This is a genomic window from Sphingomonas sp. SDUR79 (genome assembly GCF_056821745.1).
The window spans coordinates 2,222,820-2,237,682 of record NZ_JBPDIN010000001.1; the positions used below are offsets into that span (position 1 = coordinate 2,222,820).

Annotated in this window: 22 protein-coding genes; 15 read left to right on the forward strand and 7 right to left on the reverse strand. The window is 66.9% G+C overall.

The window, feature by feature from the left end; translation table 11 throughout:
- Window positions 1–82: 82 nt before the first annotated feature.
- The 4 genes from ACRYLO_RS11055 (at window position 83) to ACRYLO_RS11070 (ending at window position 3,154) form a co-directional block, all read left to right on the forward strand.
- Complete coding sequence (locus tag ACRYLO_RS11055; RefSeq protein WP_482660203.1) at window positions 83–742, forward strand: HAD-IA family hydrolase; 660 nt, start codon at window positions 83–85, stop codon at window positions 740–742.
- Complete coding sequence (locus ACRYLO_RS11060; RefSeq protein ID WP_294018391.1) at window positions 739–954, forward strand: hypothetical protein; 216 nt, start codon at window positions 739–741, stop codon at window positions 952–954. Before ACRYLO_RS11055 ends, ACRYLO_RS11060 begins: the two co-directional genes overlap by 4 nt.
- Before the next feature lie 4 nt (window positions 955–958).
- A complete protein-coding gene (locus ACRYLO_RS11065; RefSeq protein ID WP_482660204.1) occupies window positions 959–1,648 on the forward strand; it encodes an ATP12 family chaperone protein in 690 nt (229 codons plus the stop codon).
- A gap of 156 nt (window positions 1,649–1,804) precedes the next feature.
- Window positions 1,805–3,154 carry a cation:proton antiporter gene (locus tag ACRYLO_RS11070; RefSeq protein WP_482661728.1) on the forward strand — a complete coding sequence of 450 codons (1,350 nt, stop codon included), beginning with the start codon at window positions 1,805–1,807 and terminating at the stop codon, window positions 3,152–3,154.
- Window positions 3,155–3,157: 3 nt separating this feature from the next.
- On the opposite strand, the gene ACRYLO_RS11075 is transcribed toward ACRYLO_RS11070, so the two are convergent.
- The 6 genes from ACRYLO_RS11075 to fumC all read right to left on the reverse strand — a co-directional run bounded on the left by ACRYLO_RS11075 (window position 3,158) and on the right by fumC (window position 6,619).
- A complete protein-coding gene (locus ACRYLO_RS11075) occupies window positions 3,158–3,718 on the reverse strand; it encodes a hypothetical protein (RefSeq protein WP_482660205.1) in 561 nt (186 codons plus the stop codon).
- A 117-nt stretch (window positions 3,719–3,835) separates the two neighbouring features.
- Window positions 3,836–4,510 (reverse strand): guanylate kinase, encoded by a 675-nt coding sequence (gene gmk / locus ACRYLO_RS11080; protein ID WP_482660206.1) that lies wholly within the window; start codon window positions 4,508–4,510, stop codon window positions 3,836–3,838.
- 147 nt (window positions 4,511–4,657) lie between these two features.
- Window positions 4,658–4,849 carry a hypothetical protein gene (locus ACRYLO_RS11085; protein ID WP_482660207.1) on the reverse strand — a complete coding sequence of 64 codons (192 nt, stop codon included), beginning with the start codon at window positions 4,847–4,849 and terminating at the stop codon, window positions 4,658–4,660.
- Window positions 4,846–5,040: a hypothetical protein gene (locus ACRYLO_RS11090; protein WP_294018396.1), complete on the reverse strand. Its 195-nt coding sequence runs from the start codon at window positions 5,038–5,040 to the stop codon at window positions 4,846–4,848. The genes ACRYLO_RS11085 and ACRYLO_RS11090 overlap by 4 nt, the downstream gene beginning before the upstream one ends.
- Window positions 5,037–5,171 carry a hypothetical protein gene (locus ACRYLO_RS11095; RefSeq protein ID WP_482660208.1) on the reverse strand — a complete coding sequence of 45 codons (135 nt, stop codon included), beginning with the start codon at window positions 5,169–5,171 and terminating at the stop codon, window positions 5,037–5,039. The genes ACRYLO_RS11090 and ACRYLO_RS11095 overlap by 4 nt, the downstream gene beginning before the upstream one ends.
- A gap of 62 nt (window positions 5,172–5,233) precedes the next feature.
- Window positions 5,234–6,619: a class II fumarate hydratase gene (fumC, locus tag ACRYLO_RS11100; protein ID WP_482660209.1), complete on the reverse strand. Its 1,386-nt coding sequence runs from the start codon at window positions 6,617–6,619 to the stop codon at window positions 5,234–5,236.
- Window positions 6,620–6,743: 124 nt separating this feature from the next.
- On the opposite strand from fumC, the gene ACRYLO_RS11105 reads away from it, so the two are divergent.
- Entirely contained in the window at window positions 6,744–7,730 is a 987-nt protein-coding gene (locus ACRYLO_RS11105; RefSeq protein WP_482660210.1) for a class I SAM-dependent methyltransferase, read from the forward strand.
- Between the two features lie 159 nt (window positions 7,731–7,889).
- Here the strand turns inward: ACRYLO_RS11105 and ACRYLO_RS11110 are convergent, their stop codons facing one another.
- Entirely contained in the window at window positions 7,890–8,375 is a 486-nt protein-coding gene (locus ACRYLO_RS11110) for an SspB family protein (protein ID WP_422056677.1), read from the reverse strand.
- Window positions 8,376–8,477: 102 nt separating this feature from the next.
- Here ACRYLO_RS11110 and hisB point away from each other — a divergent pair, with 102 nt between their 5' ends.
- The 10 genes from hisB (at window position 8,478) to ACRYLO_RS11160 (ending at window position 14,816) form a co-directional block, all read left to right on the forward strand.
- The gene (gene hisB, locus ACRYLO_RS11115; RefSeq protein ID WP_482660211.1) at window positions 8,478–9,065 is read left to right on the forward strand and encodes an imidazoleglycerol-phosphate dehydratase HisB; all 588 of its coding nucleotides are present in this window, start codon (window positions 8,478–8,480) and stop codon (window positions 9,063–9,065) included.
- Window positions 9,065–9,373, forward strand: a complete 309-nt coding sequence (locus ACRYLO_RS11120; RefSeq protein WP_482660212.1) for a YciI family protein — start codon at window positions 9,065–9,067, stop codon at window positions 9,371–9,373. Before hisB ends, ACRYLO_RS11120 begins: the two co-directional genes overlap by 1 nt.
- Window positions 9,370–9,969: an imidazole glycerol phosphate synthase subunit HisH gene (gene hisH, locus ACRYLO_RS11125; protein WP_482660213.1), complete on the forward strand. Its 600-nt coding sequence runs from the start codon at window positions 9,370–9,372 to the stop codon at window positions 9,967–9,969. The genes ACRYLO_RS11120 and hisH overlap by 4 nt, the downstream gene beginning before the upstream one ends.
- Window positions 9,957–10,721, forward strand: coding sequence for a 1-(5-phosphoribosyl)-5-[(5-phosphoribosylamino)methylideneamino]imidazole-4-carboxamide isomerase (gene hisA, locus ACRYLO_RS11130; RefSeq protein WP_482660214.1), 765 nt, complete (start codon window positions 9,957–9,959; stop codon window positions 10,719–10,721). Before hisH ends, hisA begins: the two co-directional genes overlap by 13 nt.
- Before the next feature lie 63 nt (window positions 10,722–10,784).
- On the forward strand, window positions 10,785–11,552 hold the full coding sequence (gene hisF, locus ACRYLO_RS11135) for an imidazole glycerol phosphate synthase subunit HisF (protein WP_482660215.1): 768 nt from the start codon (window positions 10,785–10,787) through the stop codon (window positions 11,550–11,552).
- A 124-nt stretch (window positions 11,553–11,676) separates the two neighbouring features.
- A complete protein-coding gene (locus tag ACRYLO_RS11140) occupies window positions 11,677–11,910 on the forward strand; it encodes a PEP-CTERM sorting domain-containing protein (RefSeq protein ID WP_482660216.1) in 234 nt (77 codons plus the stop codon).
- An 88-nt stretch (window positions 11,911–11,998) separates the two neighbouring features.
- Window positions 11,999–12,184, forward strand: a complete 186-nt coding sequence (locus tag ACRYLO_RS11145) for a hypothetical protein (protein WP_482660217.1) — start codon at window positions 11,999–12,001, stop codon at window positions 12,182–12,184.
- Between the two features lie 31 nt (window positions 12,185–12,215).
- Entirely contained in the window at window positions 12,216–12,536 is a 321-nt protein-coding gene (locus ACRYLO_RS11150; protein WP_482660218.1) for a phosphoribosyl-ATP diphosphatase, read from the forward strand.
- Window positions 12,537–12,683: 147 nt separating this feature from the next.
- Entirely contained in the window at window positions 12,684–13,106 is a 423-nt protein-coding gene (locus ACRYLO_RS11155; RefSeq protein ID WP_482660219.1) for a histidine triad nucleotide-binding protein, read from the forward strand.
- 132 nt (window positions 13,107–13,238) lie between these two features.
- On the forward strand, window positions 13,239–14,816 hold the full coding sequence (locus ACRYLO_RS11160; RefSeq protein ID WP_482660220.1) for an amino acid permease: 1,578 nt from the start codon (window positions 13,239–13,241) through the stop codon (window positions 14,814–14,816).
- The last annotated feature ends 47 nt before the right edge of the window (window positions 14,817–14,863 follow it).

The window sequence follows — 14,863 nt, forward strand, 5'->3', positions numbered from 1 at the left end:
GGGACGACCCAACGCCCGTTTGTGCTGAGCTTGTCGAAGCATTGCGGCCCTTCGACAAGCTCAGGGCAAACGGAGGCCAGGGGTGATCCGGCTTGCCGTGTTCGACTGCGACGGGACCTTGGTCGATTCGCAGGCCAATATCTGCCGTGCGATGGAGGCGTGTTTCGTCCAGCATCGGCTGGAGCCGCCGACGCGCGAGGATATCCGGCGGATCGTCGGCCTCAGCCTTATCCCCGCGATCGCGCAACTGTTGCCCCAAGCCGAGCCCGCGATGCATGCCGCCATGGCCGAAGCGTATAAGAGCGCGTTCCACGCAATGCGCATGGACGCGGCGCTCGATCCCGAGCCGCTGTTCGATGGCGTGGCTGAGGCGATCGAGGCATTGCGCGACGCCGGGTGGCTGCTGGGCGTGGCGACCGGCAAGTCGGATCGCGGCCTGGCGCTGATCCTGGAGCATCACGGGCTGACCGACCGCTTCGTCACGCTGCAGACCGCCGACCGGCATCCGTCCAAGCCGCATCCGGCGATGCTGCAGGCCGCGATTGCCGAGGCGGGCGGCGATCCGCTGCGCACCGCGATGATCGGCGACACCAGCTATGACATCGCCATGGCGGTGAGCGCTGGTACGCACGCGGTCGGGGTTGCGTGGGGCTATCACGAGGCGCATGAATTGCACGCCGCCGGGGCGCATCATGTGACGACGCATGCGCGCGACCTGCCGGCGCTGCTGGAGGCATTATGACCGAGGATCAGGCCCGCAACCGCTATTTCGCGATGGTGTTCGCGCAGATGATCGCGGTCGCCGGCGCGGTGTTCGGCCTGATCATCATGGGCCGCGCCGAGGATATGGTAATGCGCCTGCTGGGCGCGGCGATCCTGTTGTCGGGCCTCTATTGCATCGCCGTCGTGCCGCGCGCCCTTGCCCGGCGCTGGCGCACCCCGCCCACGGACTGAAGTCATGCGACGCTTCTGGAAGGAGGTCGCGCTGGTCGCGGCCGATGGCGGGCATGACGTGCATCTCGACGGCAAGCCGGTGCGCACGCCGGGCCGCGCACCGCTGACGCTGCCCAACCCGGCACTGGCGGACGCAGTGGCGGAGGAGTGGCGTGGCGTTGCTGAGACGATCGATCCGCGCGCGATGCCGCTCACCGGCCTTGCCAATGCGGCGATCGACCGGATCGCGCCCGACCCCGCCGCCTTTGCCGCCGGCCTTGCCAAATATGGCGAGAGCGATCTGCTCTGCTACCGCGCGGACCATCCGTTGGAGTTGCAGCTGCGGCAGTCGGCAAGCTGGGACCCGCTGCTCGGCTGGGCACAGCAACGCTATGGCGCGGCGCTGACCCCGACCACCGGCATCGTCCACGTCGCACAGCCGCCCGAGGCAGTGACTGCGTTGGCCGTGGCGGTTGCGGCGCGTTCGCCGTTCGAGCTGGCGGGGCTGTCGCCGATCGTCACCATCACCGGGTCGCTGGTCGCCGCGCTGGCGCTGCTCGAACAGGCTGCCACATCCGAAGACATCTGGTCCGCCGCCAACCTCGACGAGGATTGGCAGGCCGAACATTGGGGCGACGACCCGCTCGCGCTCAAGGCGCGCGAAGCGCGGCGGGCGGACTATGCAGGGGCGGTTAAGTTCCTGAGCTTGCTTTGATCTCCCATAATGGTAGCGATCCCAATCGGGGGCGATTTTTCCGCATTTCGGGTCACGAATCCGGCACATAAAGCGGGCTGATCGATCGACCAAAGGGGGAGCGAGAGGGTGTTCGAGGATCTGCTGGCCGATACGCTCCGCGCGCTGGGCGACATCATGGGCGCGCACGGGCCGGCGGTGAATGCTGCGGCGAGCTTTACCCCGACCGACTACAGCATCCATTTCTTCCTGCAGCTCGCCCTCATCATCCTCGCCGCGCGTGTGGTGGGATGGCTGGGGCAGAAGTTCCTGGGCCAGCCACAGGTGGTGGGCGAGATGATCGCAGGCGTGGTGCTCGGCCCGTCGCTGTTCGGGCTGTTCTTCCCCGAGCTGCAGGCGGCAATTTTCCCCAAGGAAACCAAGAACGTCCTGTATGTCGGCGCACAGTTCGGCGTGGGCCTCTACATGTTCCTGGTCGGCTGCACGCTGCATCTCGACCATTTCAAGACCAAGGCGAAGAGCGCGGCCAGCGTCTCGATCGCGGGCATCGCGACACCATTTCTGATGGCAGCGCTGATCACGCCGCTGCTGCTGACCGTGCCTGGGCTGTTCGCTGCGGGGATCAGCCAGTGGAGCGCGACGCTGTTTATGGGCGCGTGCATCGCGCTCACCGCCTTTCCGATGCTGGCGCGGATCATCAACGAACGCGGCCTCGCCAAGACCTCGCTCGGCACCTTGTCGCTGACCGCCGGGGCGTTTGACGACGCCGTGTCGTGGTGCGTGCTGGCGATCGTGCTGGCGACGTTCGGCGGCGGCCCCGGCATTGCGGTGATCGCGATCGTCGGGGGCGTCAGCTACGCGATCTTCATGGCGTTGTTCGGCAAGCGCCTGCTCGCGCCGCTGGGCCGCGCGGTCGAGGCGCGGGGCGAGATGAGCAACACCGTGCTCGCGATCACGCTGATCCTGTTCTGCCTGTCCGCATTTCTGATGGACGCGATCGGCATCCATGCGGTGTTCGGCGGCTTCCTGCTCGGCGCGTTCATGCCGCGCGGGCTGTTCGTCGAAGAGCTCAAGCGCAAGGTCGAGCCCCTGGCGGTGGTGATGCTGCTGCCGATGTTCTTCACCTATTCGGGGCTCAACACCCGGATGGACATGGTCAACAGCCTGCCGCTGCTCGCCATTGCGCTGGGCATTCTGGCGGTGTCGGTCCTGGCCAAGTTCGGCGCATGCTGGGCCGCCGCCCGCCTGTCGGGCGAGGACAATCGCACCGCGCTCGGTATCGGCGCGCTGATGAACTCGCGCGGGCTGATGGAGCTGATCATCATCAACATCGGCCTGCAAAAGGGGATTATCGGGCCGACGCTGTTTTCGATGATGGTGCTGATGGCGATCGTCACGACGATGATGGCAGGGCCGCTGTTCGAAGCGGTCTATGGCCGGCGCGCGCGGGCGAGCGGCGAGCTGGATGCCCTGCGCGGAGAAGATGGCGACGCACAGGGTGCCGCCATCGCTCCGCGTCCGGCCTGAGCTTCAGACCGGTGGAGCAGCAGGCTTGGGCAGCAGCCAGGCGATGACCGCCCCCGCAGCGATCCAGCCGGCGACTTCGCTGATCCACAGATAGATGAAATAGCCCCAGGGCGCGTGGTTGAACACCGGCTGTCCCAGCTGGCTATAGGCGGTGAAGGCGACGGCAAACAGGCCGACGGCAGTCAGCCGCTGCGCAAAGCCCATCCCGGTGGTCAGCCGCGCCAGCGCGACGGCGAGCAGCAGCGCACAGAGGATGCCGAGGATCAGCCCGCCGACCAGTGCCGCGGTATCGGGCAGCGCAAAGCCGTTCGTATTGAACAGCACCAAAGCCGTCGGCCCCTCGCCATAGGCCTGAGTACCCAGCGGTGTGCCGGGCCAGGGGATCGGATAGGCCCCGCTTCCGTTCGGGCCGAGATGCTGGGCCAGGACAGACTGGATGGCGACGCTCGCGCTGTCACCGGCATTGCTGGTCGCCAGCATCGACAGCGGCGTGCCCCAGAAGATGAACCCGACGATCCACATCGCGACCCCGCCCAGCAGGCCGCCCAGCAAGACTCTTGGCATTTGCGCTCTCCCCAGTGTTTCGCCGCAGTTTAGTGCAGCCGTAACAATCGGGCGACGGCAAAGTTCAGTTGTTGGTTTCGGCTCCGCCGAAGCGGCACCGGCCCGCTGCAAGCAAACCTACCGCGTGGCGAGGCCCATTTCGATCGCCTCTTCCGCGCGTTCGCGGATGAAGCCGATCAGGCCGGGCTTGCGCGAACGCTTTTCGCGCTCAGCCTTCAGGATCGTGTGGACCTTTTCGAAGCACGCATCGAGATCGTCGTTGACGACGACATAGTCATAGCCGTCCCAGTGCGAGAGCTCACGCTCGGCGCGCTTCATGCGATATTGGATCACATCCTCGCTGTCGGTCGCGCGGGCGCGGAGCCGCTTTTCGAGTTCGGCGAGCGAGGGCGGCACGATGAAGATGCGGACGACGTCGCCGCCCTCGAGCTGGAACAGCTGCTGCGCACCCTGCCAGTCGACATCGAACAGCACGTCCTGTCCGTCGGCGAGCATCCGCTTAACCGGTTCGCGCGGGGTGCCGTAGCGATAGTTGAAGACATGCGCCCATTCGAGAAACTCGTGCCGCGCGGCGCGCGCCTTGAACTCGTCGGTGTTGAGGAAATGATATTCGCGGCCGTCTTCCTCGCCCGCGCGGATCGGGCGGGTGGTCGCGGAGACCGAGACGCCCATGCCGGGCTCCCGTTCGAGCAGCTTGCGCGCGATGGTCGACTTGCCCGCGCCCGAGGGGGATGACAGGACGAAGAGAACGCCCCTGCGGTCGAACTCATATTTGGAATCGCGATGCGCCATGCGCGCCATTGGCGCGCGTGGGGCGGTTCCGTCAAGGTGACCAGAGCGATTCCCGTCCTCCGTTTGCCCTGAGCTTGTCGAAGGGCCGAGTACGGCGGTCATCGAACGCGGGCTGCGGCGCTTCGACAAGCTCAGCGCAAACGGATTTCAGTATCGCCGTTTTCTGCCGGTCATAAACGACCACAGCAAGATCAGCCCGCCGACCACCCAGCCGAACGGACCCATGCGCGTCAACGCACGCTGGCCCATCGCGCCGATGATCGCGCCCTGCATCCCGCCGCGGCCATCGCGACGGTCGATCGCGCGACCGAGCAAAGCCGCGAATAGCGTGCGGATCATGCCGCGGTCCGCATGCGACGGCGCAGATAGCGGTATCCGAACGCCGCTGCACCGATCACGATTGCAGCAGGTACCACCGTCTTGCCGACGCGCCATGCCGCGATGCCCGCGATCGTGCCGAGCGTACCGCCCTCGCCATCGCTCTCATCGATCCGCTTGCCGATATAGCCCGCCACCAGATCACCGATCATCGTCCAAACTCCTTGTTTCCGGTGGCTAGGTCGAACACCTCACCCACGCCGCGCAGGCCGGTCCAGACGGCCGCGCCCGCAAATGCCAAGGCAATGCCGCCGAGCAGCGCCCCGATGATCGATCCGTCCATTAACCAAATCCTCCGTTGGGGAAGGAAAAGCGCGAGCGCGCAATGGGTTCCGCTTCGGTGGGTCAGACCATCGTTTCGGGGCGGACGAGCCGGTCGAAGGTCGCTGCGTCGACCAGCCCGAGCGCAAGGCCGGCCTCACGCAGCGTCGTCCCCTGCTCATGCGCGGTCTTGGCGATCTTGGCGGCATTGTCATAGCCGATCTCGGGCGCGAGCGCGGTGACGAGCATCAGCGATCGCTCGACCAATTCGGCGATGCGGTCCTCATTCGCGGTCATGCCGTCGATGCAGCGTTCGGCGAAACTCTCCATCCCGACGCTGAGCAGATGGATCGAGCGCAGCACATTCGCGCCGATCAGCGGCTTGAATACGTTGAGTTCGAGATGGCCCTGCATGCCGCCCACGGTGACCGCCATATGGTTGCCGATCACCTGTCCCGCGACCATCGTCAGCATCTCGCACTGGGTCGGGTTGACCTTGCCCGGCATGATCGAGCTGCCCGGTTCATTGGCGGGCAGCTCGAGTTCGCCAAGGCCCGAGCGCGGGCCGGAGCCGAGCAGGCGGATGTCATTGGCGATCTTGGTCAGCGAGACGGCAAGCGTATTGAACGTGCCCGACAGGTGGACCAGCGGATCGTTGGAAGCGAGCGCTTCGAACGCGTTCTCCGCAGGCATGAAGGGGTGACCGGTAATCTCGCCCAGCGCGGCACAGAATTCGCCCGCGAAATTTTCAGGCGCATTGAGGCCGGTGCCGACCGCCGTCCCGCCCTGCGCCAGCCGGTTGGTGCCCGCGACCACCCCCGGCTCGATCCGGCGCAGCGCGCGATAGACCTGATTCGCCCAGCCCGACGCCTCCTGCCCGAGGGTGAGCGGCGTTGCGTCCTGGAGGTGCGTGCGGCCGATCTTGACGATGTCTGCCCAAGCCGCTGCCTTCACCTCCAGCGCGTTCTGGAGCCGCTGTCCTGCGGGGATCAGGTCGCGGGTCACCGCAAGGCTGGCGGCGATGTGGAGCGCGGTCGGGAAGCTGTCGTTGGACGACTGGCTCATATTGACGTGGTCATTGGGGTGCACCGGCGACTTGCCGCCGCGCGTACCGGCCAGCATCTCGTTGGCGCGGCCCGCGATCACCTCGTTCACGTTCATGTTCGACTGGGTGCCGCTGCCGGTCTGCCAGATCACCAGCGGGAACTGCTCGTCATGCTGCCCCGCCGCGACCTCCGCCGCCGCCGCCTCGATCGCGTCGGCCAGCGCTCCGTCGAGGCCGTGGTTGCGGTTCACCCGCGCCGCCGCCTGCTTCACCAGCGCCAGCGCGTGAATGATGCCGATCGGCATCCGCTCGGTCGGGCCGAACGGGAAGTTCTCGATGCTCCGCTGGGTCTGTGCGCCCCAATAGGCGGTGGCGGGCACCTCGATCGCGCCGATCGAGTCGGTTTCGGTGCGCGTGGCGGTCATGTTAGTCTCCTGCAGCGGCTGTAGCCGAGATGGCGGTCGCACCGGCACCGGACAAGCCGCGCGCGCGATTGATTTCGTAACGATAACGCAACTAGGCTGCACCACCGCCGTCACGGGAGCCATCATGCCGCAGCCGATCACCGCCGACGCCTGCGCCGCGATGCGCGACCAGTTCCGCGACGCGCGGCTGATGATCGCCAACGAGTTTCGCGGGCTCGACCCGCACGACCAATATTACAACGCCTTTGCGCGTGCGCTGAAGCGCGATCCGCTGGAGCGGGTGGCGATGCTGGGGACCGACCAGCGCGACCAGTTCGTGCCCGTGCTGCGCAGCCTGATCGCGGAGGGCGGCAACGCGCCGCGCCGCATCCTCGATGTGGGATGCGGCGATGGCCAGACCTTTGCGCTGATCGCGGACACGGTGCCGGCTGGATCGACGATCGACCTGATCGATCCGAACGCGGACTATGTCAGCGCCTATGCCGATCGCGTCGCGGCGATGCCCAATCTGACGCTGGGCAACGCGCATGCCCTGCCCTTCATCCCCGATGCGGATGACAGCTTCTACAGCCCCGCACTTGAGCGCGGCTATGACCTGATCCTCGCGATCCACGCGCTGTATTTCTTTGCCGATCTCGACGCCTGCCTTGCCGATCTCGGCGCGCGGCTGGCACCCGGCGGCACCGCGATCATCGTGTTCGCCGACGAGTCGGTTTCTTACACGGGCCTTGGCTATCGCGCGTTTTTGCGGAGCGGCGGGGAGCATGCACTGGCCCAGGCGCATGCCGATCTGTGTCAGCAGCGGCTGGCGCTGCTGTGCGGATCGCCGGGCGCGCCGCCGGCGGTGGCTGCGCTGTGGCAAGGGGATGCCAGCGTGCATCCCCAGCCGACCCGCCTCTACGGCCACACGCTTGCTGACCTGATCGCGCTCGGCAACATCGCCGGGCTCAGCCTGTTCGAACATCCGGCCAAGTTCGAAGTGATCGCCGACCTGCTCGAACACGCGCCCAGCGACGTGGATTTGCGGATCGAAACCGAGCCGGGCCCGCGTCAGGGAATGCTGAGCGTCACCCAGCCGCAGATTGTATGCGCGATCACCAAGCCGGGCTGAACCCTGTACATCCTCTCCCGTCAAGGGGAAGTGGCGCCGAAGGCGACGCAAGGGGAGGACGGGGGTGTCCTCTCGACGGTCGTGCTTACTCCCCCTCCGTCACGCTCCGCGTGCCACCTCCCCCTTGCGGGGGAGGATTGAGGAGAATTTCACCCGCCCTTACTTCTTCCGCTTGAAGTCCACCGCGACGACGTTCGACCCGTCCTCGACCGGGGTCGCGACGGGGGGTTCGTCATTTTCCGCCTCGTCATGCGGCTCGGGACCGTCGGGGTCTTCGGCCGCCTGAAAGCGCAGCTCGAAATTGACTGCAGGATCGTGGAAACCGGTGATCGCGGCAAACGGAATCGTCAGGATCGACGGGATCTGGTTGAAGCTGAGGCCGACCGAGAAACGGTGGTCGTCGACCTTCAGGTCCCAGAATCGGTGCTGAAGGACGATCGTCATCTCGTCCGGGAAACGCTCGATCAGCCGGTCGGGGATGTCCACGCCGGGCGCGCGCGTCTTGAACGTGATGTAGAAATGGTGCGCGCCGGGCAGCGCGCCGGTCGCAGCGACCTGGTCCAGCACCCGGCCGACGACCGCGCGCAGGGCCTCCTGCACGATCTCGTCATAGGGAATCAAACTGTCGGGTACATTGCCGGTCATGCCCCTGACCTAGCGACGCCAGCGGAGCGGTCAAGATTTGTTGCCATTCGCGAAAGCGCAGCGACGATTGCACCCGCCCGCGCAACCGCTATGGGAAGCGCCATGCGTACCGCCACGATCAGCCGCAAGACCAGCGAGACATCGGTCGATGTGACCGTGAACCTCGATGGCACCGGCACTTACGCGATCTCCACCGGGATCGGCTTTTTCGACCATATGCTCGAGCAGCTGTCGCGCCATTCGCTGATCGACCTTGACGTAAAGACGGTCGGCGACCTGCATATCGACCAGCACCACACGGTCGAGGACACCGGCCTCGCGATTGGCGAAGCGGTGGCCAAGGCGCTCGGCGACAAGCGCGGCATCCGCCGTTACGCCGATGCACTGAGCCCGATGGACGAGACGCTGACCCGCGTCGCGCTCGACATTTCGGGGCGACCCTTCCTCGTGTGGAAAACCGAGTTCAGCCAGAAGCGCCTCGGCGAAATGGACACCGAGATGTTCGAACACTGGTTCCACAGCTTTGCCCAGACCGCCGGCCTGACGCTGCATGTCGAGACGCTCTACGGCAGCAACAACCACCATATCGCCGAAGCCGCGTTCAAGGGCCTCGCGCGCGCGCTGCGCGAGGCGGTGGAGATCGACCCGCGCAAGGCGGACACGATCCCGAGCACCAAGGGGACGCTGTAATGGCCCGCCTGTCCGCCGCGCCGGTCTGTGTCATCACCCTGACCTATGTCGCGCCGATCGAGCAGGTCGACGCGCAGATGGCGGCACATGTCGGCTGGCTGGAAGCCGGGTTCGACGCGGGCCTGCTGCTGATCGCCGGGCGTCAGGTGCCGCGCACCGGCGGCATCATCCTGTGCCGGGGCCATCGCGCCGAGGTGGAAGCCTTTGCCGCGACCGACCCGTTCGTGACCTCGGGCGTCGCGACGGCGGTCGTGACCGAGATCGCCGCGAGCTTCGCCGCTGACGCGCTGGCGCCGCTGCTAGCATGACCATCGCCCTGATCGATTACGGCGCGGGCAATCTGCATTCGGTCCACAATGCGCTGAAGGCCGCCGGAGCGGTGGGCGTCGCGGTTACCGCCGATCCCGATGCGGTGGCGCGGGCCGATCGCATCGTCCTGCCCGGAGTCGGCGCGTTCGGCGCTTGCGCGGCGGGCTTGCGTGCGATCCCCGGCATGGTCGAGGCGATGGAGCGCCGCGTGCTCGAACAGGGCGCACCGTTCCTGGGCGTGTGCGTCGGCATGCAGCTGCTCGCAACGCGCGGCGAGGAACATGGCAGCCATGATGGCCTTGGCTGGATGGATGGCGTGGTGCGCGAACTTCCGGCCGGGGACGTCCATGTCCCGCACATGGGCTGGAACGACGTAACCCCGCTCGCCCCGCATGCGCTGATCGAGCCGGGCGAAGCCTATTTCCTGCACAGCTTTGCCTATTCGGGCAGCGGCGTGCTGGCGATCACCCAGCATGGCGGGCCGGTGACCGCCGCGATCGGCCGCGACAATATCCTCGGGGTGCAGTTCCACCCCGAAAAGAGCCAGCGTTACGGGCTGGCGCTCCTCCAGCGTTTTCTAGGATGGAAGCCGTGATCGTTTTCCCCGCCATCGACCTCAAATCCGGGCAGGTCGTCCGTCTTGCCGAAGGCGATATGGCGCGCGCCACCGTCTATGGCGACGACCCCGCCGCGCAGGCGACGCTGTTCGCGCAGGCCGGGGCCGAGTGGCTGCACGTCGTCGATCTCGACGGGGCCTTCGCCGGTGAATCGATCAACGGCGTCGCAGTCGCGGCGATCGTCGACCGCTTTCCGGGCAAGGTCCAGCTGGGCGGCGGCATCCGCAACCGCGCGTCGGTCGAGCGCTGGCTCGATCTCGGCGTAACCCGCGTGGTGATCGGCACGGCGGCGCTGGAGGACCCCGATTTCGTGCGCGAGACGGCGGCGGCGCATCCCGGCCGCGTGGTGGTGGCGGTGGATGCGCGCGACGGCTTCGTCGCGACCAAGGGCTGGGCGGATGTATCGAGCGTGTCGATCGCCGAACTCGGCCACCGCTTCGAGGACGCCGGGGTTGCGGCATTGCTGTTCACCGATGTCGGCCGCGACGGGCTGCTCAAGGGCTGCAATGTCGAGGCAACGGTGGCGCTCGCCGCCGAGGTGTCGATCCCGGTGATCGCCAGCGGCGGTGTCGCGGGGATCGAGGACATTCATGCGCTGGTCGGCAAGCCCGGCATCGAGGGCGTGATCACCGGGCGGGCGTTGTATGACGGGCGGCTGGATCTCGCGGAAGCATTGGCGGTGGCCAATCTCCCCTCCCGCTTGCGGGAGGGGTCGGGGGAGGGCCAGTAAGATGACAGCATTCCTCCGTCGGACAGGCCCTCCCCTAACCCCTCCCGCAAGCGGGAGGGGGATTTGACCGTCCGCGCGCGCGTCATTCCCTGCCTCGACGTCGCCGGGGGCCGCGTCGTCAAAGGCGTGAACTTCGTCGATCTGGTCGATGCCGGCGATCCGGTCGAGCAGGCACGCGCCTATGACGCCGCCGGGGCGGACGAATTGTGCTTCCTCGACATCACCGCCAGCCATGAGGCGCGCGGCACGATCCTCGATGTCGTGCGCCGCACCGCCGAGGTGTGTTTCATGCCGCTGACCGTCGGCGGCGGGGTGCGCAGCGTCGAGGATGCCCGCGCACTGCTGCTAGCCGGCGCGGACAAGGTCGCGGTCAACAGTGCGGCGGTCGCGCGGCCCGAGCTGGTCGCGGACATCGCCGAAAAGATGGGCAGCCAGTGCGTCGTCGCCTCGGTCGATGCGCGTCAGGTGGAGCCGGGCCGGTGGGAAGTCTTCACCCATGGCGGGCGCAAGCCGACCGGCATCGACGCGGTCGAGCATGCGCTCAACCTTGCGCGGCTGGGCGCGGGCGAGTTGCTCGTCACCTCGATGGACCGCGACGGGACCCGCGACGGCTATGACCTCGCGCTGATCCGCACGATCGCCGATCAGGTGCGGGTGCCGGTGGTGGCATCGGGCGGCGTCGGCGGGCTCGCCGATCTGGTCGCCGGCATTGTCGAGGGGCATGCCAGCGCCGTGCTCGCCGCGTCGATCTTCCATTTTGGGCAAGCGAGCATTGCCGACGCGCATGCCGCGCTGGCCGGTGCGGGAATCCCGGTCCGCACCGTCGGTTAACTTGACAGTTACCGGTTGTGGTGGCGCGGCGTTAACCCTCGACCGCCGCAGCTTCCGTGCGTTCGTGCCCGCTGGCAGGCTTCTTGCTCTTCTCCCGGCTAACCAACGGGAACGGGAGAACCCCATGATTCGCACCAGCCTTCGCCTCGCCGCGCTTGCCGCCGCCTTCGCCGCCGCGCCCGCGCTTGCCTATGACAAGCCGCCAAGCTCGACCCCGCCCGGATCGTCGTCCGGCGGCGGCACCGGATCGTCGGGCGGCAGCCCCACCTCGATCCCCGAGCCGGCCGCGATCGGCCTGTTTGCGCTGGGTATTGCTGGCGCGGCGATCATGCGCCGCCGTCGCAAGCCCGAGGATTGATCATTCGCTGAAACGGCACCGGCCCGGTGCCGCCAGGCTGAAATCGCGCCTCAACCTTTTGGCAGGGGTCGCGGATTATGGTCGCACCATGATCCGCACCCTGCCCCTGCTCCTGCTGACGACCGCTCCGGCACTCGCCGCGCATAGCGGCGCGATCAGCCGGCGGACGATGCCCGAGCTGTCGGACCTCGCACTCGCCGCCATGGCTGCGGGCGGGCTGTGGCTCGCCCAGCGCGCGATGCGCCGCCGCGCCCGTGCGCGCCGTAAGGATTGACAGCGCGGCAGACCTGACCGACTGCGCGCCAATGGCCGACGACATCCTCGCGACGCTCGAAACCGTGATCCGCGACCGCCGCATGGGCGATCCGGCGTCATCCTATGTCGCGAAACTGACCGCCAAGGGCCGCGCCAAGATCGCGCAAAAGCTGGGCGAGGAAGCGGTCGAGGCCGCGATCGCCGCAGTGCAGGACGACCGCGCCGGGCTGACCGGCGAAGCGGCGGACCTGATCTTCCATCTGCTCGTCCTGCTCGCCGACATGGAGCTGTCGCTGGATGACGTCCGCGCTGAACTGGCGCGGCGCGAAGGGGTGTCGGGGATTGAGGAAAAGGCGAACCGCAACGTCTGACTTCATCGCCACCCCCGCGAAAGCGGGGGGCCATCTCCTGCGCTGGCCACATTCAAATCCGGACCGTTTGGTGGATAGTCCGGGAGATGGGCCCCCGCTTTCGCGGGGGTGACGGGCTGGCTATGACATGCGGAAAAGGAGACCCAGATGCCCGTCGACGCGACCCAGCCCTATGACCACAGCAACATCTTCGCGAAGATCCTGCGCGGGGAGATTCCGGCAAAGCGCATCTATGAGGACGATTACGCCCTCGCCTTCCCCGACATCGCGCCAGTCGCGCCGACCCATATCCTGGTGATCCCCAAAGGCGTCTATGTCAGCTGGGACGATTTCAGCGCGCGGGCGAGCGACGCGGAGATTGCAGGGTTCGTGCGCGCGGTGGGCAAGGTGGCGCGCGAGGCCGGACTGGTCGCGCCGGGATATCGCCTGCTCGCCAATGCCGGGCCGGACGCACATCAGACGGTGGGGCATCTGCACGTCCACCTTTTTGCCGGGCGCAAGCTGGGACCGATGCTGGTCGATTCCGCAACGGTCGATGCCATGCTCGGGCGCGGCGATGCAATTGGCTAAGTCCGCCCGGTATCATTTGTAACAAAGCTGCAATTCGGGGATTGCGTGCGACTGATTTGCGGCTAGGCTCGACCGGCTTTCGTATCCGCGTCGACCGGGCACACCGGCGTCGCCAAGGGGGAAACCTTCATCATGATATTTGGTCGCGTTAAGCCACTCGGCGCGATCCTGGCGACGGCGGAGAAGAAATCGCTCCATCGCTCGCTGGGATGGTTCCAGCTCACCTTGTTCGGCATCGGTTGCGTCATCGGCACGGGCATTTTCGTGTTGACCGCAGCGGGCGCGCAAAAGGCCGGTCCCGGCCTCATGCTTGCCTTCGCCATCGCCGGCCTGATCTGCATCGTCGCGGCGCTCTGCTATGCCGAGATCGCCGCGATGATCCCGGTCGCGGGTTCCGCCTATACCTACACCTATGCGACGATGGGCGAAGTGCTCGCCTGGACGGTCGGCTGGGCGCTGGTCCTCGAATATGCGGTGGCGGCCAGCGCCGTGTCGGTCGGGTGGTCCGGCTATTTCACAGGGACGATCTTGAACGAGTTCCTGGGGATACAGCTGCCCGCCTTTCTCGCCGGCGCGCCGTTGGCGCTGGGCGGCGTCGAGGGTGGGTTCATCAACTTGCCCGCGGTCGTGATCGCCCTGCTCGTGACCTGGCTGCTGATGATCGGCACCACCGAGAGCGCGCGCGTCAACGCCATTCTCGTCGCGATCAAGGTCACCGCGCTGACCGCCTTCATCATCCTGACCCTGCCCAGCGAATATTTCTCGATGGACAAGTTCAACCCGTTCCTGCCGGCCGGCGTGTTCGGCGGCTTCGGATCGGGGCTTGGCGCGGTTGGCGCTGCGGCGACGATCTTCTTCGCCTATGTCGGCTTCGACGCGGTTTCGACCGCCGCTGAAGAGACCAAGAACCCGCAGCGCAACGTGCCGATCGGCCTGATCGGATCGCTGCTGTTCTGCACCGTCTTCTACATCCTCGTCGCGGCCGGCGCAGTCGGCACCGTCGGCGGCCAGCCGATCATGGGTCCCAATGGCGTCCCCTTCCCCGCCGGTTCGGAAGAACTGGCGCGGCAGTGCGCCACCTATGCCGCCGACGCGCTCCCGCTCGTCTGCTCCAACGAAGCGCTGGCGCATGTGCTGCGTCAGATCGGCTGGTCGGGCGTGGGTAACATGCTGGGCATCGCGGCGTTCGTCGCGCTGCCGTCGGTGATCCTGATCCTGCTGTTCGGCCAGACCCGCGTCGCGTTCGTGATGAGCCGCGATGGCCTGCTCCCCGAATCGTGGAGCAAGGTGCATCCGAAGTGGAAGACCCCGCACATCATCACCGCCATCACCGGCGGCGCGGTGGCGGTTGCAGCGGCATTCCTGCCGGTCGGCAAGCTTGCCGACATCGCCAATGCCGGCACGCTCTATGCGTTCATGATGGTCGCCATCGCGGTGATGATCCTGCGCAAGACCGCCGCCGACACGCCGCGCAAGTTCAAGACGCCGATGCTGTGGCTGATCGGCCCGGCGACGATTGCGGGGACGATCTTCCTGTTCCTCAACCTGCCGCTCGAAGCGATGCTGGTGCTGCCGATCTGGGCGGCCGTCGGTCTAGTGATCTACTTCCTCTACAGCCGCAACCGCAGCCATCTGGGCAAGGGCATCGTGGAGAGCCACGAGGTCGAGGCGGTGACGGAAATCGAACCGCACACCCCCGGCACGCACTAAGCGCCGGGGCGACTGCCCAAAGCAAAAGGGCCGGGGTTTCCCCCGGC